Annotated in this window: 13 protein-coding genes; 5 read left to right on the top strand and 8 right to left on the bottom strand. The window is 37.2% G+C overall.

The genetic code is table 11. The annotated features are described in order from the left end of the window. Window positions 1-116 precede the first annotated feature (116 nt). The 5 genes from ileS to HZI73_RS03570 form a co-directional block, all read right to left on the bottom strand. Complete coding sequence (gene ileS, locus HZI73_RS03590) at window positions 117-3,236, bottom strand: isoleucine--tRNA ligase (RefSeq protein ID WP_212696893.1); 3,120 nt, start codon at window positions 3,234-3,236, stop codon at window positions 117-119. Window positions 3,237-4,128: 892 nt separating this feature from the next. After that, complete coding sequence (locus tag HZI73_RS03585; RefSeq protein ID WP_212696892.1) at window positions 4,129-5,214, bottom strand: HD-GYP domain-containing protein; 1,086 nt, start codon at window positions 5,212-5,214, stop codon at window positions 4,129-4,131. A 146-nt stretch (window positions 5,215-5,360) separates the two neighbouring features. Further along, on the bottom strand, window positions 5,361-9,140 hold the full coding sequence (locus HZI73_RS03580; protein WP_212696891.1) for an IPT/TIG domain-containing protein: 3,780 nt from the start codon (window positions 9,138-9,140) through the stop codon (window positions 5,361-5,363). Window positions 9,141-9,437: 297 nt separating this feature from the next. Next, a complete protein-coding gene (locus HZI73_RS03575) occupies window positions 9,438-10,265 on the bottom strand; it encodes a flagellin N-terminal helical domain-containing protein (RefSeq protein WP_212696890.1) in 828 nt (275 codons plus the stop codon). A gap of 262 nt (window positions 10,266-10,527) precedes the next feature. Then, window positions 10,528-10,698: a carbon storage regulator gene (locus HZI73_RS03570; protein ID WP_212696889.1), complete on the bottom strand. Its 171-nt coding sequence runs from the start codon at window positions 10,696-10,698 to the stop codon at window positions 10,528-10,530. Between the two features lie 770 nt (window positions 10,699-11,468). On the opposite strand from HZI73_RS03570, the gene HZI73_RS03565 reads away from it, so the two are divergent. Both HZI73_RS03565 and HZI73_RS03560 read left to right on the top strand, forming a co-directional pair. Then, window positions 11,469-13,544, top strand: coding sequence for a transglutaminase domain-containing protein (locus tag HZI73_RS03565; protein ID WP_212696888.1), 2,076 nt, complete (start codon window positions 11,469-11,471; stop codon window positions 13,542-13,544). Between the two features lie 293 nt (window positions 13,545-13,837). Then, the gene (locus HZI73_RS03560) at window positions 13,838-15,292 is read left to right on the top strand and encodes a nicotinate phosphoribosyltransferase (RefSeq protein ID WP_212696887.1); all 1,455 of its coding nucleotides are present in this window, start codon (window positions 13,838-13,840) and stop codon (window positions 15,290-15,292) included. Between the two features lie 118 nt (window positions 15,293-15,410). Here HZI73_RS03560 and HZI73_RS03555 read toward each other — a convergent pair whose 3' ends face one another. Beyond that, entirely contained in the window at window positions 15,411-15,845 is a 435-nt protein-coding gene (locus HZI73_RS03555; RefSeq protein ID WP_212696886.1) for an L-2-amino-thiazoline-4-carboxylic acid hydrolase, read from the bottom strand. A 67-nt stretch (window positions 15,846-15,912) separates the two neighbouring features. Beyond that, entirely contained in the window at window positions 15,913-16,602 is a 690-nt protein-coding gene (locus HZI73_RS03550) for an RNA polymerase sigma factor (protein WP_212696885.1), read from the bottom strand. Between the two features lie 331 nt (window positions 16,603-16,933). Between HZI73_RS03550 and malQ the strand changes: the two genes are divergently transcribed. The 3 genes from malQ (at window position 16,934) to HZI73_RS03535 (ending at window position 19,931) form a co-directional block, all read left to right on the top strand. Then, window positions 16,934-18,451, top strand: a complete 1,518-nt coding sequence (malQ, locus tag HZI73_RS03545) for a 4-alpha-glucanotransferase (protein ID WP_281418859.1) — start codon at window positions 16,934-16,936, stop codon at window positions 18,449-18,451. Window positions 18,452-18,689: 238 nt separating this feature from the next. Further along, complete coding sequence (locus HZI73_RS03540; protein WP_212696883.1) at window positions 18,690-19,406, top strand: lysophospholipid acyltransferase family protein; 717 nt, start codon at window positions 18,690-18,692, stop codon at window positions 19,404-19,406. A gap of 141 nt (window positions 19,407-19,547) precedes the next feature. Beyond that, entirely contained in the window at window positions 19,548-19,931 is a 384-nt protein-coding gene (locus HZI73_RS03535) for a hypothetical protein (RefSeq protein ID WP_246552347.1), read from the top strand. A 962-nt stretch (window positions 19,932-20,893) separates the two neighbouring features. On the opposite strand, the gene HZI73_RS03530 is transcribed toward HZI73_RS03535, so the two are convergent. Continuing rightward, on the bottom strand, window positions 20,894-21,388 hold the full coding sequence (locus tag HZI73_RS03530; RefSeq protein ID WP_212696882.1) for an HXXEE domain-containing protein: 495 nt from the start codon (window positions 21,386-21,388) through the stop codon (window positions 20,894-20,896). Window positions 21,389-21,759: the final 371 nt, after the last annotated feature.

Here is a 21,759-nt window from a genome sequence, read left to right as displayed (position 1 = left end):
TTCCTTAGTTCAGATGAGAACGCTTCTATCTCAACTGTTACATTGAGAACTTTCCTAATAAGATAAGAATTGGGGATGTCTCATGACATCCCCATTATCTTTAGGTATTGTGTATCTTATACTCTTTCTACTGCCAGATTTAACTTCTCGCCATTAATATTCCATGTTTTTTCATAAGCTTCTTGTGAAACCTTTTCAACAAAGGAATCTGCTAATGTCTCAGATAAGATAACTTGTTTATTCTCTTCAATGATTTTCATCAGTTTATCGTTATCCCCAGCGTAGATGCGAATATGATCCGTTACCTCAAAATCCGCTTCTTTTCTCATGGTCTGAATCTTACTGATGACCTCTCTTACATAACCTTCTTCAATTAATGCATCGGAGAGGTTCGTATCTAGAACCACTGTTACATGTCGATCTGTTAAGGATTCATAGCCCGGTTTCTGAGCTGATTCAATGAGTAAATCTTCTTCAGCTAATGACACAAGGGTATCACCAATTGTCAATTTTACCAAACCGTTTGCTTTTAATTCATCCATCAACCCATTACCGTCACTATCCATTAATCCTTTTTTAATCTGAGGAATTAGCTTACCATACTTAGGACCAACGGTCTTAAGCTGGGGCTTGAAAGAATAGGTGGTGAAGGCTCTTACATCTTCTGTAAATAACACTTCTTTTATATTCAGCTCTTCCGAAATAATGGCTTTGTACATCTCGCTTAAGCCTTCTGATGACTTCACATACATCTTACCAATAGGTTGTCTGTTCTTGATGTTGGCACTATTACGGCAAGCACGTCCATTCACAACAATACGAAGGACAAGGTCCATGTTTTTCTCTAGGTCTAAATCAATCAGGTCTTCATTCACTTCTGGGAAGTCACATAAATGAACACTTTCAGGAGCATGGTCATAGAATGGGCTCTCCAGATTAAGGTAGATTTCATCTGCCATAAATGGTACAAAAGGTGCAGAAACTTTAGCCAAAGTTGATAAAGCTGTATATAGTGTCATATAAGCATTCACTTTATCCTGAGGCATATCCTTTTGCCAGAAACGCTCACGGCTTCTTCTTACATACCAGTTACTTAGGTCATCCACAAATTCTTGGATGGCTCTAGATGATTCTGTAATCAGATAGTTGCCAAGATTCGTATCTACTGTTTTAATCAATGTATTTAATTTGGATAATAACCATTTATCCATAAGTGGCAGCTTATCGTATTCTAATGTGTATTGCGACGGATTAAAGCCATCAATATTGGCATATAACACATAGAAAGCATAGGTATTCCAAAACGTACCCATGAATTTACGTTGTCCCTCGATAACAGCATTATCGTAGAACTTATTCGGCAGCCATGGGGCACTATTATTATAGAAATACCATCTGACTGCATCTGCTCCATGTCGGCTAAGGGCTTCAAAAGGGTCTACTGCATTGCCTTTTGACTTGGACATCTTTTGCCCATTCTCATCCTGTACAAGACCTAGAACGATGACATTTTTAAATGCAGGTTTATCAAACAATAATGTGGAGATGGCCAGTAAGGAATAGAACCAACCTCTGGTCTGGTCTACCGCTTCACTGATAAAATCTGCAGGGAAATTGTCTTCAAAAATCTCTTTATTTTCAAATGGATAATGCCATTGGGCATAAGGCATCGCCCCAGAATCAAACCAACAGTCAATAACAGGTGATGCACGCTTCATTTTTCCATTACATTCTGGACAGTTAATAAGAACGTCATCAATGTAGGGACGATGCAGTTCAATATCATCTGGACAATTATCACTCATGCTCTTTAACTCTTCTATACTGCCAATGGCATGACGATGACCACAATCACATTCCCAGATATTAAGAGGTGTACCCCAATAGCGGTCACGGCTTAAGCCCCAATCCATTACATTTTCTAACCAGTTACCAAAACGCTTTGTACCAATGGCTTCTGGTAACCAATTGATCTGATCATTGTTTTTAATTAATTGATCACGAATCTCTGTCATTTTAATAAACCAAGTATCTCTTGCATAATAGAGAAGAGCTGTATCACATCGCCAACAATAGGGATAGGAATGCTCATAATCAAGGGCATGGAATAATAAACCCTTTTCCTCAAGGTAATCAATGATCATTGGATCAGCTTTCTTCACAAAGATACCTTTCCAAGGTGTTACAGCTTCCACAAATTCACCCTGCTCATTCACCAGTTGAACGAAAGGTAAACCGTACTTACGTCCCACTTGCGCATCATCTTCACCAAATGCAGGTGCCGTATGCACCACGCCTGTACCATCGGATAAGGTAACAAAATCAGCACAGGCTACATAATGAGCCTTTTGGTCTGGTTTTGCAAAATCAAATAACGGTTCATAGGCTGTATATTCTAAGTCTTTACCTGTATACGTCTGGATAACCTCATAGGTTTCTCCTAGAACTTTTTCCGCTAGTGCTTCAGCAAGAATAAAGTATTCATCATTCACTTTTGCTTTAATGTACGTCTCAACAGGATTAACGGATAGAGCCACGTTAGATGGCAATGTCCAAGGTGTTGTTGTCCAAGCTAGAATGTATACATTCTCTTCATCTTTTACCTTGAACTTAGCCACAACGGACTTTTCCTTCACATCTTTATAACCTTGTGCTACCTCATGACTGGACAGAGGCGTCCCACAACGAGGACAATAAGGCACAATTTTATGTCCTTTGTAGAGTAAATCTTTTTCCCAAATCTGCTTCAAAATCCACCAGATTGATTCAATATACTCGTTATGATACGTCACATAAGGATCATCCATATCCGCCCAAAATCCAACGGTGCCACTGAAATCTTCCCACATGCCTTTGTATTTCCAAACACTTTCTTTACACTTTTCAATAAATGGTTCTAGCCCATATTCTTCAATCTGCTCTTTTCCATCAAGACCTAAAGCCTTTTCAACTTCAAGCTCTACTGGAAGACCATGGGTATCCCATCCAGCTTTACGAAGGACTTTGTACCCTTTCATGGTACGGTATCTTGGAATTAAATCTTTAATAACACGGGTAAGAACATGTCCAATATGGGGCTTACCATTAGCCGTTGGTGGCCCATCATAGAATGTATACGTTGGTCCATCCTTTCTTAATGCTATACTTTTCTTAAAAATATCATGATCATTCCAAAATGCTAGGATTTCTTTTTCACGGTCTTGAAAATTAAGATCCGTCGATACTTTCTTGTACACCGCTATACCTCCTAATTTTTATAAGATTCCTCTTTCTAACTACATCCACAGCTTTCACCTGACACACATCATGCTATCATGAATGTTCCTATAGGTTCGTGGGTATAGATTGTCTTTATTCAATGCAGCTCATAACTGACAAGCTACCAATCTCTCATGATCGAGGGTATAAATGAGAATGGCAGTCAAGCCCTTACATCCTGTTTCTTCAACTTATAATGTAGACCTTGTTTCCATATCTTTTTTGACAAAAAAATAGCGTGCTAATAGACTCCCATTATTTTACCAAAAGACTACATTATAAATTGAAGAAGTTCATTGATGAAGGGCTTATATACGACGCCTACGCATTTTATTATTATAACGCTTATCCACTACTTTGTAAAGCAGTAACCATCCATTTGATGTTTGGCGGCATTGTAAGCATGATATACCTTTTTCTGTATCTACATTATTGGCTAATTATATGCAAAATATGCCAATGTTGCTAAGCCTCCTTTAGCAAAACAGATTTGCCTATTAGGAAACACTCATAAAAATGCATACACAAGGCATGCTGACAATACCGAGTGGAAATAGTAAAGGGGAATATGGAGCTGCGAGCCACGGACGGCGAGCTCAGCAGTTTAAACACGGACGTTTAATCTGCTGACGTAATATTCCCCTTTACTATTGGAACGACTGTTATAACGTTCATTCTTGTGGGAAGTGCCTCAACACAGATGAGAACGCCCCTATCTTATTTCCTAAATTGAAAATCAACAGAAGCAAAAGGTTATGATAGCCTATGTACGGGCTTATCATAACCACTTATGCTTCATGCCTGTCCTTTTTTATTATACTTGATATGACCTTTCAATCATTAAAAGCTACAGCTATTGTTAAAACTTAACTACATAATTTCAAGCTCTTTGTTCTCAAACAAATCAATATAGACATCATCCATTTTCACAATGGGTCTTGATATATAGTTCGTATTGATAAAGATAACTTCTGCTTGTTTTCCAGTGTTTAAGGTGACAATATCACCTAAATGAAAATATGAAATATTATTAAGAAACACATGTAAATACTTCGGACTAAAAAGTCCAAAACTGTTATTAAAAAATATCTCTAAGACCTTAAAAGCCGATTGTTCATTCTCATAGACATATTGGGACATGAGGTTATCATAGGTATCGACAATGGCAATAATCTTGGCAAATTCATGGGTTTGCTCGCCTTTTAATCCCATGGGATACCCTGAACCGTCTTCCCTCTCTTGATGCTGCAAAACCCCTAATGTAATATCTAAATTCATACCAAAATTCTTTTGCATGCTCTCATACACAAATTCAGCATATTCATTAGGGTCTCTTAGCTTTTCAGAAGTGCCGTCATCCATGGTACTCAAATATTTCTCGGTCATCTTACTTTCCTTAATATGGTGCAATAATCCAGCACAAACCAAATCTCTAATCTTTGTTTCTTTAAAATCCATCCATCTTCCCATCATAAGGCAGAGAAGGCCCACAACAATCGAGTGACTATACGTTGTTTTATCCATACTCTTAAAGTATTTAATCATCTGTAAGAGGTCACCATGATCATTAAATTTGTGGATTAACATATCCGAAATACTATATATTTTTTTATAGCTTATTTGTTTATCATCTTCAATACTTTCCATCATACTTTCAATACTATTTTTGATGATGGCATATATCTTATGGGGTTCATCATTATTCATCTCTATATCTTGTGACAACTCATCTTCTAATGCCGTTGAATCATCATCTCTATTTTCATCTTCGTTATCTTTATATACCCATATTTCTTCATATCCAAGTTGTTGAAGCTTGTTTATAATACGTTTATCCAATGTGCTGTCAACACCAATAACCAATGCTCCTAAAGCATTATGTATATTTTCTGCAATGACCTTTCCCAAGATCGTACGATCAACATGCATCCTTATTCTTTCAGCAAAATTATCCATTTGAACCTCCTTTAACCGTTAAACAACAAGTGTTGTGACTGAATCCATTGTATTCCTGCCTCCTTTATGCCATGTGCTACATGTTATGAATGAAAACTCCCAAGCTTATGCGTCTTAGGACAGCTTGGGAATTTCCTTGATTGGCGTTAGTTGGTATACGTGAAGCCGCCTGTAACAGTCACTGATTTATTCTCTGTATTCTCAACTTTGATATCTACCGCTCCAGCTGTATCTGTTGCTGGGGAAAGCACACGAATCTTACCGCTATTATATCGATAAAAACCTGTGGCTTGCTTTGTACCAAAATAAACCTTTGCATTGCTTTCAAAGTTTTCACCATAGATAAACACAATGGTGTTCCCATTCTTTGTCCCTTCTGTAGGCGTTATGGATGTGACAATTGGTGCTGGTGCCTCAGGGGGCTCTTTATAAGTAAATGCTTGACTCAATGTATTGGATGAGCCGTCGGGATTTTCAATGGTAATATCCACTGTTCCCGGAGCATCTGCTTTTGGCGTGATGACACGAATTTTACTGTCATTATAACGATAGATACCTGTTGCTTCATGTGTGCCGAAAGTAACCTTGGCATCTGCTTCAAAGTTTTCCCCGTAGATAAACATGATTTCATTACCAGTCATTTGACCTTCACTTATGGAAATGGATGTAATAGAAGGTACAATGGGGATATAGTTAAAACCATTTGTTAACGTGACAGACTGTCCATCTTGATTAACAACCTTTATATCTACAGTTCCAATGGCATCTGCTACTGGGCTGATGACACGTATTCTGGTATCACTATAGCGATAATAGCCTGTGGCTTTTTTGTCACCAAAATAAACGGCACCGCCAATACTAAAGTTCGCTCCTTCAATGTATACGGCCTGTCCACCAGCTAACTTTCCTTCTGCTGGGCTTACAGATGTAATTTCTGGTGCTGGTGGTGCTGGTGGTTCTGTATAGGTAAATCCGTCTGTTATGGTAACAGACTGCCCATCAGAATTAACCACTTTTACAGCTACCTTACCAGCAGTATCAACTGTTGGTGTTATAATACGTAATCGACTATCGCTGTAACGGTAAAAGCCTCCACATTTTTTATCACCAAAGTATACCTCGCCGCTTTGTGTAAAGTTGGCACCTTCTATAAAGACAATTTCATTACCTGTTATTTTACCTTCATTTGGACTGATTAATGTCACTTTTGGTTCTGGAAGAGCAGGTGGTTCAAGGTAAGTAAAGCCGTTTTCTACTGTAACCGATTTGTCACCTGGGTTCACTACTCTAATATTTACAGGACCTGCTGTATCTGCTGCTGGACTTAAAACACGTATCTTGAGATCACTATAGCGGTAAAAACCTGCTGCCTTCTTATCACCAAAGTATACCTCCCCACCAGCTTCAAAGTTACTGCCTTCTATAAAAACCGCATCATTCCCCTTTAATTCACCTTCATTTGGCGTTATGGAATCCACAACCGGCTCTAGTGTATTCGGTGGTTCAGATTCTTTGTAGGTGAAACCTGCTGATAGGACGGCATACTTGCCACCTGGATTAACTACTTTCACATCCACAGCACCTACTGCATCCACTGCTGGTGTCGTTACACGTATTTTAGTATCGTTATAACGATAGTATCCTCCAGCCTTCTTGTCGCCAAAAAAGACTTCACTGCCTAGTTCAAACTTATTTCCTTCTATAAATACAATGTCATTTCCACTCACTACACCTTCATTAGGTGTTACAGATGTAATTTCTGGTTCCTCTGTATGGGGTGGCTCATCTTCTGTATAGGTAAAGCCGCCAGATAGGATGGCATACTTGCCACATGGGTTGACTACCTTCACATCCACTGGACCTGCTGCATCTGCCGCTGGTGTTGTTATACGTAACTTTTTATCGCTGTAACGGTAGTAACCTGCTGCCTTTTTGTCACCAAAATAGACTTCACTGCCTAGTTCAAAATGATTACCTTCAATATGTACAATCTCGTTTCCAGCCACTACCCCTTTATCTGGCGATACTAATGTAATCTCTGGTTCCTCTGTATTAGGTGGCTCATCATCTTTATAGGTAAATCCTTCTTCTAGGATGACGTATTGTCCATCAGGATTAAGGACCTTCACATCTACTACCCCTGCTTGGGTTACTGCAGGTGTTATGATACGTATTTTTCCTGAGTCGTGAAAATAGAAGCCACTGGCTCTAAGATCACCAAAGTAAACTTCAGAAGTAGACGTAAAGTTAGCTCCTTCAATATACACTATTTCATTGCCAGCCACTTTACCTTCATTTGGGTTGATTAAACTGATTGCTGGAGCTGGTGGCGTCGTATAAGTAAAGCCATTTTCTACAACGATACTTGTCCCATCTTGATTCATCAGTTCTACATGAACAGGACCTACTTGAGAAGCTGGAGGCGTCTTGGCAGATACAGAGGTACCATCATGAGATACAACAACATCTGACGCTAAACTCTCTCCAAATTTCACCTGAATATTATCCATAAAATATTGGCCATCTATCTGGACATGGGTATTCCCTGTTAGTAAACCACTGGATGGTTCTATTTTATTTACCACTGGTTGAGCGGTATACTTAAATGAAGCCGTAGCTGTTTGTCCATCGTCATTGGTTAAAGTAAGCGTTGTATTACCCTGCTTTCCTGCTGGCACTCTCACCTTAACTTTTGTGGAATCGATGTATTCTTCAACGATTGCATCCCCATCACCAAATGTAACCGTTAATCCCTCTCTAAAGTACTCACCAAAGATTGTGATGACCTCATTTCCCTGAATGTCACAAGCATCTTGGCTCAGACTAGTGATGGCTGGTGCATAGTGTTTTACCGTAATGGACCGAGAAGGCACTTCCCCTTGAACGGCTTTATCTTCATGATCAAAATAGGTAATGGTTGAACCTGTTGAAATGGGCAGTTCACCAACTCTTTCCCCATTTCTATGGCGTATTTTATATGTAAAGATAAGTTCTTCATCTTTAAGTTCTTGGAATTCCCAAATTAACTTGTTGCCTTCTACACGAGGTTGTGGGATATTATCTTGATAGGAATCAGGAACAATTTCAAATTCGTAAGCAACACTGTCCGTTAGTGTGACGTTATAAGCACTAGCTATACCGATTTCCTGTACAATTTTATTATATATGTCAGCTAAACCAATTGAACCCAACACAAAATGATGGTGTTGTGCCGTTGTTGCCATTTCCTTTAAAAGGAGGTTTGGAGCGCTTGCATCAGGGTCTTCCCCTACATTCAAAAGAGCAATGGTGTAAAACACGATGCTATCGGTTTTAGCTGCACCTGCTGCTTCTTTGGCGTACTCATAAGCACTTGTTGGGGAGGTTTGTGGTATAGTCGCTTCACCATCTGTTAACAACACAATAACCGGTTGAGCCTCATCTCGTTTGGCCTCTAACAGCTGCATAGTCGTATAGATGGCATCACCTGTTGCCGTTGAACCTTTTGCATTAACACCATCAATGTATGTCTTTGCACTTTCAGCATCCGTTGTTAATGGAAAAGAATGTGTGATGTCCGGTGAGCTAAAATCAACAATCCCCACCCGATGTTTCGTCATATCCATTAAATCGATAAATCCTTTTGCAGCGTCTTTTGCATTGGTCATTTTATCCTCACCGTTGTTTGGCTGATAGTTAGGACTCATGCTTCCTGATTTATCAATGATGAGTATGACATCATTTGGTAAGATAAAATTTACTTCTGGCGTACCCTTGACTGATAGCGTTATTTCTGCCTCTTCATCTACATAAATAGAATCGGGATTGACAGTTTTTTCTACAGTAACATTGTTACTTGCCCCATAACTCATAGAAAACGGGCTTAATGTAGAAGCTATAAGAACCAAGGATAACAACAGTACGTGTAGCTTGTTCTTTTTATACATGTAATCAACCCTTTCTTTTATAATACATAAAAACAAAACTTAATAACCAGCGTTTATGGTATCTTATAGCCATTTAATATCATCTATAGCACACCATAAACGCCTGTTATATAAGCATTGTTTTTACAATTGATTAAAATCTATTAAGAGAAGAGTGCGGAAACGCATACGACTGCATCTATTTTTTCATTGTTATTTCCAAGTAATATTTATGTATGGTTGTATGTTTGGGTGGTATTTATTAACATGTTGAATGGTCTCAACAGCCTCACTATCTCTTGTTTGTGTCCCTTACCTTTAGCTTAATAGCTGAAGCACACCCTGTGGCATTTGGTTAGATTGGGCAAGCATCGCTGTTGAAGCTTGTAATAATATATTATTTTTAGTGAACGTTGACATCTCGTTTGCCATATCCACGTCTCTAATCCTTGATTCAGCCGCTTGAAGGTTCTCAGCTGCATTATCAAGATTAGAAATGGTATGCTCAAGTCGGTTTTGGAATGCACCAAGCTTGGATCTTTCAGTTGATAGAATGCCGATACCTGCATCAATAGCATTTAATTGCGTCATACAAGAAGTATGATCCGTAATACCTGCCGCAGCAGCAACACCTAATGTACCACTATCCATTGCAGCGATATCAACCTGTAAGGTATTCTCAGCAACTACACTGTTTGCACCGATTTGTAATGTCAGTCCACCTGCTAAATCGCCATTCAATAATTTCTTTTTATTAAATTCTGTTCCGTTTGCAATTCTGTCTAACTCTGCTACTAATGAACTAAGTTCAGACTTAATTGCATCAATATCTTCTGCTTCATTTGTACCATTGGCAGCTTGTAATGTGAGTTCTCGCATTCTCTTCATAATGTTATGTGATTCATTTAATGCGCCTTCTGCTGTTTGAATTAAAGAGATACCATCCTGTGCATTTCTAGATGCTTGATTAATACCTTTAATTTGGTTTCTCATTTTTTCAGAAATGGATAACCCAGCAGCATCATCACCAGCTCGATTAATTCTGTAGCCTGAAGATAATTTTTCTACACTTTTTGCTTGGAAACGGTTGTTAACTTTTAATTGTCTATGTGCATTCATTGCCATAAGATTGTGATTAATAATCATAAATTCTACCTCCGTGTTTTTAACATTTTAAATGAACTTCCATTTTCATCTGGATCATTTAATGGGTTACTAAATGATAGTTACAAATATATATAACAAGTCTAATGGCCATTGAACTTATTAACGTAATATAATATTGAATAAACTTAGAACTTTCTACGAGCAAATTACACCATGTCATGCCGATACTGTTAGTAAGTAATTACTAAAATACAACTTTTATATTGCATGTAATTTGCTCAAGTACAACCTTTTAAACACATTATTGCATTTGGGCATATTCATCTTCTAATAGTTCGCCTCTTACAATCTCAATATCCTTAGGTGCATCAATGGCTAATCGTAAATCGCCATCTTTACTCTTTACCACCTGAACTTTGATGTTGTCCCCTATCATGATGTATTCTCCAATTCTCCTACCAAGTACTAACATAATATCTCCTCCTATATTCTTCATTCTTCACTTTATGAATTGCTAGAGTAATTGTAAATTTAAAAAAAGATAAGCTGGTATACCAAATCCTCCTTGTATCCTACAAGACAAAAAATTGGTAAATCAACTCATCCATGATATGATTCAAACTCTTTATGCAATTTTTAAATTTTACCCCTTTTATTGAATTGTCCTTCTTTCAAACAATATATCGTTTTTTTTTACGAATAGATTCATAGTGATTTATTGCTAAAATAATCAAGGGACAAAAGTACCAAGATGAAAAAATGAAGTAGCTAGAAGGAAAGAGTGATAATTGGTTACCTACTAGGGACATTGTAAACAAGTGTAAACCTATAGTCCTAATCCTATTATTTCATTTTTAATCTTACAATAACAAAACTTTCTTGAATAAAAAAATGAGCCCTTCTTTCACTTACGGGCTATACATAATACATGTAAAGCAAACGTAAATGACTATCAGCTCATCCTTGACCTTCGTTTTATATTCAATTTTCAATTTTAAGCATTACTTTTTGTTACATTATGTTTATCGACAATAATTTTCCAAGAATATATAGTTACATAGTCACAATTTTTATAAAAAAATACAAGTCCAAAGTCCCAAAACACACCCAGCACTTCCAAACCCTTTATACTGTTCCATACAAATCTTTAATTGGGATTTAATGTAATATTTATTGACGATAAATCCCTTAAATAGTACAATATAGGATAAGTGTTGACATGAAACTGAAAGGAGTACAGATATGAGACAAAAAATACGAGCATGTATAGCCTTATGCTTATGCTTAACGTCTATCAATGTTCAAGGTGCTACAACTAGCACGTCTAGCATAAAAGCAATTGAGCTTAGTCAAATCAATGTCCGCCAAGAAGTACACTCCCGTATAGAAAACTATCGTACGGTTGAAACAGATACAACTATACGTAAATTAGAGATACTGCCAGGGGGCATCTTTTCAGAAAAAATTGTTAAAGAAGGTTCCATTGTCTCCCCAACAACAGCCAGTATTCAGGCTTACCAAAAAGCAATTCTAGAAAAGGTTACGGCATTATGCAAGGAACGGGATACCTATAGCAAGAGTAGTGAAGAACATGGAAGAATCTCCAAAGCTCTTATCGATACATTCTCCCCAATGACAACATGTTATAAGGTAAGAAAAGATATGACTTTAATGATGAATAACCGAACCCTTGAGCAAACGTTACAGGATTTAGACGATGCTTTCAATAGTATACAACGTGTCATCCATAGCGAACGAGAAGCCGTCCATGTCTTTCAACATGATCAACCATCCAAAGAACATCTGGTGGATATTGCTAAGGCCATAACAGATGGCCGTGTACCTGAGAAATTCCAAAAAGACTTTCAACGGGCCATTACCCTTGGTGAATTTTTAGAAATTGCCTATGCTGGTATGGCTTCCACCAACTCCTTGTCATTCTTAGATCGTATTACGATCAAGGATAAAAACATGCCAAATACCTATCCTGATTATGCAAAGCTTGGCTATGTGGCTGGTATCGTTAATCGTATGGGTGACCTTAAACAAACACTTACAAGAGAGCAAATGGCTAAGTACATGAGTTATCTTAATCGACGTGGCGGCATCTGTACATCTGTTGATTACATGGATGTGAGCCCTGATGTTATGGATTTTGCTACAAATGATCTGCTGCATTATACCCATGGCTACTTTCATCCAAAGGCTTATTATCGATTAGAAGATGCCATAGTGGATACTTCTTTTACACGCTATTATTATACACCTCAACTTACCATTAGGGGTATTCTCCCCTATACGCCTTTAGGGTATGCTGGTACCATTATCCTTGATGGATCGACTGTTATATTAGAAGACATCTATCGTCCTGATTATTTCTTCAAGGACTTTAAGGAAATGGTATTAAATAATATCCCTTTTGACCCGGCTACACAATTAGTCGATACAGGTGCTTTCTATGTGGATATGGACATGACGCATAGTAAAATGACCTTAACTATAAAAAAAGATATCACAGCCATTGCCATGAATTTTGATTGGAGCCAATACAATTATTATCATACCCTAGAATCCGGTAAGAACCACTATAACCCAGTACCTCTAGCAAAAGGAACTCCACTGGATATGCAGGCTAAAGACGATAAAACCGTGACCCTATTAAGGCAGAAAATACAAGAAGTAATCAAGCAAATCATCACACCAGATATGTCTCAAAGGGACCAATTAAAAGCCATTCACGATTATGTGGCCAAAACCATTCACTATCATGGTCCTCCTGATTACTTAACAGCGGAAAATGCATTGGCTGCTATAACCAAAGGTGAAGGTGTTTGTGTACATTACACCGCTCTTTTCCAATATTTCTGTCAAGAGCTTGGTATTCCTAATCGGGTAATTATGGATAATGCATTTGTAGGACGACACGCATGGAATGTGGTCTATGTGAATAATCAATGGTACCATATTGATGTGACCCTAGACGACACACAAGATAAACTAAGGGATAGATATTTCATGAAAACGTCTACGGAAATGGTGCCTACCCATCATTTTTCAGGATTTGGTTCCATAAGCGACAAAGCCATTTTAGGTATTAATCCAATGGCAATTCAGTCCACAGAAGAATTCCAAATCTTTATTCGCAGTCTGGTTATGAAATATGAGTATCAATATGATCAAGTTAACTTCAGAATTACGAATCCTAACGTTGATTTGGATACTTCATTTATGAAATACCTCTATAAGAATTATACTTTCAGTATTACTGGTGACCATAAGACAGGTTTTTATACGGTAACAAAGACAGAATTACCATAGGAATAGCTTCATGACACTTGTATGGATGAACCCATAGGACTATGAAAACTTAGTGGGCTGATTTTCATGTATGACGCGAGGAAAATCAGCCTATTATGCTGTCCTTTAACATGCTCCTATGGATGCAGGTAGTCCGTCCTTATTTTTTTACAACATTGACGGAATACCTTGATTGTTATGTTATTATAGTATAAACTATAGAAAAATATGATATCATTCATTCTATCTAAGTATTGGCATATAGGTTTGTTAGATATCATGTCACGTAATTTTCACAGAAAGAAGGAATAACAATGCCAACGATTGATTTAACACTACTAACCGATTTTTACCAATTGACCATGATACAAGGGTATTATAAACTGAATCAAAAAGATCAAGTGGTTGTTTTCGACCTTTTCTACCGTTCAAATCCCCATGGGAGCAGTTTTTCTATTGCTGCTGGCCTAGAACAAGCCATTCAATATATAAAAGACATCAACTTTACAGATGATGATATAGACTACCTAAGAAGTCAGCATATATTTAAGGAAGATTTTTTAGAATACCTAAAATCCTTTACTTTCACAGGTGATATTTATGCTGTTCCAGAAGGTACTGTGGTCTTTCCTAACGAACCTTTAGTGAAAGTGATTGCTCCCCTTCGTGAGGCACAATTAATTGAGACAGCTTTGCTTAACATTATTAATCATCAGAGTCTCATAGCTACCAAAGCAGCTCGTGTAAAATGGGCAGCAGAGGACGATATTGTTCTTGAATTTGGTCTTCGCCGAGCTCAAGGACCTGATGCTGGAATATATGGTGCCAGAGCAGCTGTTATCGGTGGTTGTAGTGCAACATCCAATGTCCTAGCAGGTCAGTTATTTGATATACCTGTAAAAGGCACCCATGCTCATAGCTGGGTCATGAGTTTTCCCGATGAATTAACCGCTTTTCGAGAGTATGCCAAACTTTATCCCATGAATTGCCTGCTTTTAGTTGATACATACGATACCCTTCGAAAAGGCGTACCTAATGCTATAAAAGTCTTCCAGGAGTTGAAAGAAAAAGGCATAAAACCTAAATTTTATGGTATCCGGCTTGATAGCGGTGACTTATCTTACCTATCCAAAAAAGCGCGAAAAATGCTGGATGAAGCTGGATTCACCGATGCGATCATCAGTGCTTCCAGTGACCTGGATGAATACCTGATACGGGACTTAAAATTACAAGGCTCTAAAATTACCTTATGGGGTGTTGGTACTAACTTGATTACCTCAAAAGGCAATCCATCATTTGGCGGCGTTTACAAGTTATCAGCAAAATATGTGGATGGGGCATTTGAGCCTAAATTGAAAATTTCTGAAAATCCAGATAAAATAACCAACCCAGGTAACAAAAAAATTGTGAGAATCTATGATAAAGAAACGGGTAAAATAAAAGCAGACTTAATTGCCCTTCAACATGAAGTCATCCACGAAAATCAGTCCTTGCTTCTCTTTGACCCTAATGCCACATGGAAACATATGCGACTACAACCAGGTTCTTTTATAGCTAGAGAATTACTGGTACCCATATTCAAAAATGGTACATGCATCTACGATTGTCCAAGTACCTTTGACATTAAGCAATACTGCAACAAAGAATTAACCACATTGTGGGATGAATCCCGACGACTTACCAACCCTCAGACGGTCTATGTGGATTTATCTGAAGAGCTATACGATCTAAAACATACCCTTATGAAGCAATATAAAAGCATGCAATAATATGCATACTAAAAGGGCTGTCTTAAAAGCAACTTTGTTGGCTAGTTGCTTATAGAGACAGCCCTTTTATGCATGTAATTGAATCAAACAGACCCTTTTATAGCTATAGCCGGTGTCTTTATTTGGTCACAGAAACAACACAAGCATCATCACTCCATAATGTTTTTTCCACCTTAAAATCAAGTTGTGGATCAATACCTTTTACCATACCCTCCATAGGATTGAGGCAATACATGTAGCAAGGACTTTCCACACCTGCTTTTTTGGCATAAGCACACAAGGTACACTTTTTAGCCTTAGCTTGAAATCCATGATGAATCCTCTTAATTTCCCATGATGTACAATTAAAAATATCACTTAAAACTGTAAACACATTCTCTGGCTGGGTGATGCCAAATTGCTCAGCCTGTTTTTTTCCCATTGACAGTTGCACTTTCTTCTTCTCTTCTATAATACTGTCTAATACCCCTAGTTGTCCATAATGACGGATAGAATCCACTAATGTATGAACATACATACGCTCCATCACTTTTAATCTTGTTTCTACATGCATATGCTTACCTCCACTAATATATTTTTACATTACATAAGTGGGGACTGTGGATGCATTTGTGACATCTTTAGATATATTTTTTCCAATAATTTTTGGTTGGCAGTATTTTTTCAGATACTAAAAAGAAATCAATATGGTTCATGACATTCCTTATCTTATGGTACTCTTCATCAAGCTTAATGTTGTTTACTTGCTCTTTCATTCGGCAATGACATTGACCATTGGGATTATATAACGTGCATTCATTTTGGAGAAAATTTTTAAGCTTCGTTCTTGACCTGGAAACAATTTTTCTTATAGCAGGCTCTTTCTTGTGACATATATCTGCAATTGTCATATAGTCTAATTGAGCCACATCCCGCAGCAAGTAAATCAACCTGCTCTCATTATCCAAGCAATGTAAAATACCTGTTAAACACCGATCACACATCTCTTTAACCCACATGGTATGTGCATCCTCTGTATGTTCAGGTATAGCCACTTCTCCATTACGAAAATAATCTGAAAGGTAGTTTGTCGTATAAACTTTCTCTTTCGTCCAATGTTGTTGAATGACTCTGTAGCATATGGTATAGATCCATGTGGATAGTTTTGATCGCCCTTTAAATGAATCCTTACTTTTCATTATCTGGATCCATACTTCTTGGGCAACATCCTCAGCCAATGTTTGATCTTGAATCATTCTTCGACAGATGGCTGAAACCATGTGCCCATATTCTGTTACTAGCGTGTCCATTTGAATTTGTTCTTTTAACATAATGGATCAATCCCTTTCCAACTAACATTATTATAGGAACATTAGCTAAGTCCGTCAATGCTAAGTGTTAGCTTTTTGCAATAATTATTATGTAAAAACTAAAGGGACCACATTCGTCTTATGAAGCAAGTTGTTTCGTTAAGCAAGTATCCTTGACGCATATGGAAACATTTCTATTTCATATGTTATATTAAAGATAACTTATTTATAACACAAAAAAACACCCTATATGCTTAAGGGATGGTGTACATGTAATTCATACCAGAGGTGTTTAAAAGAAATGAATTCGCATATACTACTTAATATGTTCATTCAGTTAGGAGGGTATTCATTGATAGATTATACATCTTTTTCAACTGACAAACGCATGTCAGGTATTTTATTGCACCCAACATCTTTTCCCAGTCCTTATGGCATTGGTGATTTAGGAAAGGAAGCCTATGCATTCATCGACTTTTTGGCCAAGAGTAAGCAAACCTTATGGCAGGTACTACCTCTTGGTCCAACTGGCTATGGCGATTCCCCATATCAATCTTTTTCATCTTTTGCAGGTCAACCCTTACTGATTAGCCCTGATATACTCATGGAAGATGGTTTATTAATAAAAAGTGAATGGCATATTCCCGAGCACAACCCTCATAAAATTGATTATGGTTTCGTGATTCAACATAAATTTTCTCTTCTTCAAAAAGCTTTCGACCAACTTAAACAGAACATTACACATCCTTATTATGAAGCGTGGCAGAATTTCTGTCATAAGGAAGCATCTTGGTTGGATGACTATGCACTCTTTATGGCATGTAAGGATTATTTTGATGGCAAGGAATGGTTAAAGTGGACAGAAGATATTGCTAAACCATCCAAAGCACAAAAAGAACATTGGCGCATTAAATTATCTTCTCGCACTGCTTTCTATACCTTTATACAATTTTTATTCTTTAAACAGTGGCATCATCTAAGGGAATATGCCCATCAACAAGGTATTCTTATTATTGGTGATCTTCCTATTTTCACATCCTATGACAGCAGTGATGTCTGGGCCAAGAAAGAGCTTTTCTTGTTAGATGATCATGGTTATCCTACAGAAGTGGCTGGTGTACCACCGGATTATTTTAGTAAAACCGGTCAATTATGGGGTAATCCACTGTATGACTGGCCCAGCCATAAAAAACAAGATTATGCATGGTGGGTTTCCCGATTAGCCCATACATTAAAGCTAGTGGACATTGTTCGTATCGATCATTTTAGAGGGTTTGAAAGTTTCTGGGCCATACCTTATGGTGAAGAGACTGCCATTTATGGTACTTGGAAAAAAGGCCCAGGCGCCGACTTAATGAACACCTTTACCCATAAATTAGGGGAGCATCTACCCATTATTGCTGAAGATCTTGGTGTCATTACCGATGAAGTCTGTCAGCTAAGAGATGCCTACCACCTTCCAGGTATGAAAATACTTCAATTTGCTTTTGAAAACTTAAAAGACAATGATTTTTTACCTCATCATTATATAAAAAACACCATCTGCTATAGCGGCACCCACGATAACGATACCACCATAGGTTGGTATGCCAAAGCAGATGAAGCCAAAAAAATAAAAGTCAGACAATACATGCAAAGTGATGCCATGGATATAAGCTGGGCTTTTATCCGAACATGCTACAGTTCTATTTCTAAGATGGCCATCGTCCCCATGCAAGACGTTCTTTCCTTAGGCAGTCAGGCACGTATGAACATACCAGGCACAGCAATGGGTAACTGGCAATGGCGTTATACCAAAGAAATGTTAACGGATTCTATTAGTCAGCGATTAGCCTATATCACGGACCTCTATGGCCGCTCAAGCACTTAACATGACTATGTATGCATCATCTACAAAAATTAATAGCGTATTCCTTCGCTTCATGATATAATTTAAAGACAAAAAGTAGGATAGAAAGCAAGGACTGTCTCATAAAACATTTACATGACTATCCTAGAAAATTATTTGATTGTATGTAAATGGAACATCATCACATGTTCATGAAACAGCCCTTTTTCGTTTTCTATTACATAAAAAACAGGACGATGTTCCTTAGATAGGTGGTTTTATGCGTACAATTTTAATTATTATATTTCTTGGTTTATATGGTATTGTAACACTCCCCTTGTTACTTGCTATATACATCATCGGTTTCTTTTCCAAGAAAAAACAATATGCATGGTGTAAAGGATTTACAGCTTGTCTGTGTCGAGGTATCATGTTCTTAACAGGCAGTACCATAGACATAACAGGATATGAAAATATTCCAGACGAAACAGTTCTATTCGTTGGTAATCATCGAAGTATTTTTGATATTGTCACATTACTCTTTATCATAAACCGGCCTTTTGGGTTTGTTGGTAAAGCAGAAGTAACAAAATGGCCTTATGTGAATATGGTCCTTTCCATGTTAGGCGGTTTGTTTATAGATCGCAGTGATAATCGCAAAGCCTTAAAAACCATACTGGAAGGTATAGCCTTATTAAAATCCGGTCATTCCTTGTTGATTTTTCCAGAAGGTACCCGTAACAAGAAATCAACGGAACCTTTACCTTTTAAACAAGGCAGTCTGAAACTGGCAGATAAAGCGAATGTACCTATTGTACCCTTTAGCATAAGAGGCACAGATGATGTTTTTGAGAATAATAGCTTCTTAAATATAAAAAGGAGCAATATTAAGGTTAATTTTGGAAAACCCGTTTTATTAAGTACACTAGCAAGTGAAGACCGTAAGAAAAGTGGTTCTTATGTAAGGGATTTGGTTATCCAATTACTTCATAAATAGCTCGTTCTTTTGTAGTGTTTCATGATAGATAGTTTACATTTAGGAATAAAATTTTTACAAATTTACTCTTTGTTTTTTATCTATTTAATGGTAAAATAGATAGAACGCACGATGAAGAAACATGTTAAAGGAGGTGCACCCATGGCGTGGTGGGAAATTCTATTACTGGTATTAGGAATCATCGCTGTCATTCTTGTAATCCTTTATTTTGTAGGACGCAAACTCCAGAATAAAGCAAATAATCAACAATCGATTATTAATGAAAATAAGATGACCACATCGATTCTCGTTATTGATAAGAAGAAACAGAAGGTAAAAGATTCGAATTTGCCAAAAATGGTACAAGATCAAATACCCAAGTATTTGCGTTTTAGAAAATTACCTTTAGTAAAAGCAAAAATTGGTCCTAAGATTACGACACTTATGTGTGATGATAAGGTATTCAAAGTTCTTCCTGTTAAGAAGATGGTTAAAGTTGATTTAGCAGGTATGTATATTGTTGGTATGAAAGGATATAAAAAATAGAGGGAAAGCCAAGACGATTGTCTTGGTTTTTTAGTTGTTTTAAGAGTAAAAGATTAGAACAGGCAACGGGAGTTACGTGGAATGATATAGTGTGTTAATGCACTTTCGTTGGTCTTGTTGCTTGATTTGAATTTAAGGGAATAGCAACAAGTGCAAAGTCGTTTATTAATACAACACGGTATATATTACTACTGTTTGGTTTGTGTGATTATTTTTTTCCAGTGGGGTAAAAGAGATTAGAACAGACAACGGGAGTTATATAGAACGATATAGTGTGTTAATGCACTCTCGTTGCGTTTGTTGCTTGATTTGATTTAAAGGAATGGCAACAAGCCGCAAAAGTCGTTTATTAACACACTATATCGTTCTTTGAATTGTGCCACGAATGAGCCTGATGTAAACCGTTTATGTAGCAAGGCGCATGATTTAATTGTAGATTATGTGGGATTCATATGTTCTTCTATAACAAGTATCTATCTAGTATAAAGTCGAACCCTAGGGTTAGATAAAATTCCTCTGGCTGAATAAGCGGTTCTTAATTGGCTTTATCGTGGCATGACTTTCTTATACCATATAGGGTGTTCATCAACGACTTTTGCGGCTTGTCGCCTCCGTTTCTATCATTAAAAGCGACAAACGCAACGAGAGTTGATGAACACCCTATATGGTATATACTCAACTCCCGTTGTCTGTTTTATCTCTTTCATTATTATTACTACAACTACGACAGTAAAAGCATAGAACCGACAACGAAGGATTGCGAGTACAATAACTCATGTTATTCTAAAATATAAATTTTATTCAGTATAATGCCGAACCCTATAGTTAGATAGAATTCCTCTAGCTCAATAAGCCGTTCTTAACTGGCTTCGTCGTGGCACGACTTACCTATATGGTATATACTCAACTCCCGTTGCCGGTTTTATCTCTATATCATTCTTGCGAGTAACTCCCACAAGTTGTCACACTTCAACATCAACCACTCCCCTACCTATCTTAAACAATATTGGTAACAACCCTAGCAACACAATACTCATGATTCCCGTAGATATCATAACTTCTATACCATTGATTAACTTCTCATTAACCGAATGAATAATCAATAAGCTAAAACATGGTATGTTAAGAAAAACACCTGTTAACACACCTGGACAATACTTCTTCGTTATGATGGTCACTAATAAATGTGGCATGATTGCATTAAGTAACATTGCACCTACAAATCCATAAAATAGATATCTAAAAATCACTTCGCTCTGAAATAATGCAAATAGAAATGTTGCCATATAAGCTAAAATCGTCACACATATTAAGGCAAAATGGAATTCATTCTTCCCTTTAATCTTAGAAAATCTTGGATGCTTTTCTGACCATTTTGGCATCCATAACCCTTCTTCCATATTATGTAACGTGATTGCTAATGGAAAAATCCAAATAGCATGAAATAATTCATTCAAATTACCACCTCTTAATCCTTAATCTTTCAAAAAAATTCTTCCAGTAAATTAATAAATACGAAAACACCTTATCATTATAAACCCATCCTATATATCTAAAGTATAACATATTGACAACAACAGCATCAATAAGCCCTTAAAAACTTTCCAACCTCCACCCACTATATACTCTACAAAAACCCTTACAAAAAACATTAGCAAATACCAATAAAATCCCTATAACTCAATAAGCAGCTCTTAACTGGCTTCATCGTGGTACCACTATCCTATACCATATAGGGTGTTCATGCACGACTTTTGCGGCTTGTTGCCATTCCTTTAAAACAGCTCAGGCAACAAACGCAACGAGAGTGCATGAACACCCTATATGG

It is taken from the genome of Vallitalea pronyensis (assembly GCF_018141445.1).
Lineage (GTDB): Bacteria > Bacillota > Clostridia > Lachnospirales > Vallitaleaceae > Vallitalea > Vallitalea pronyensis.
The sequence above is the reverse complement of the archived record's forward strand: the minus strand, read 5'-3'. Positions and strand labels throughout refer to the sequence as shown.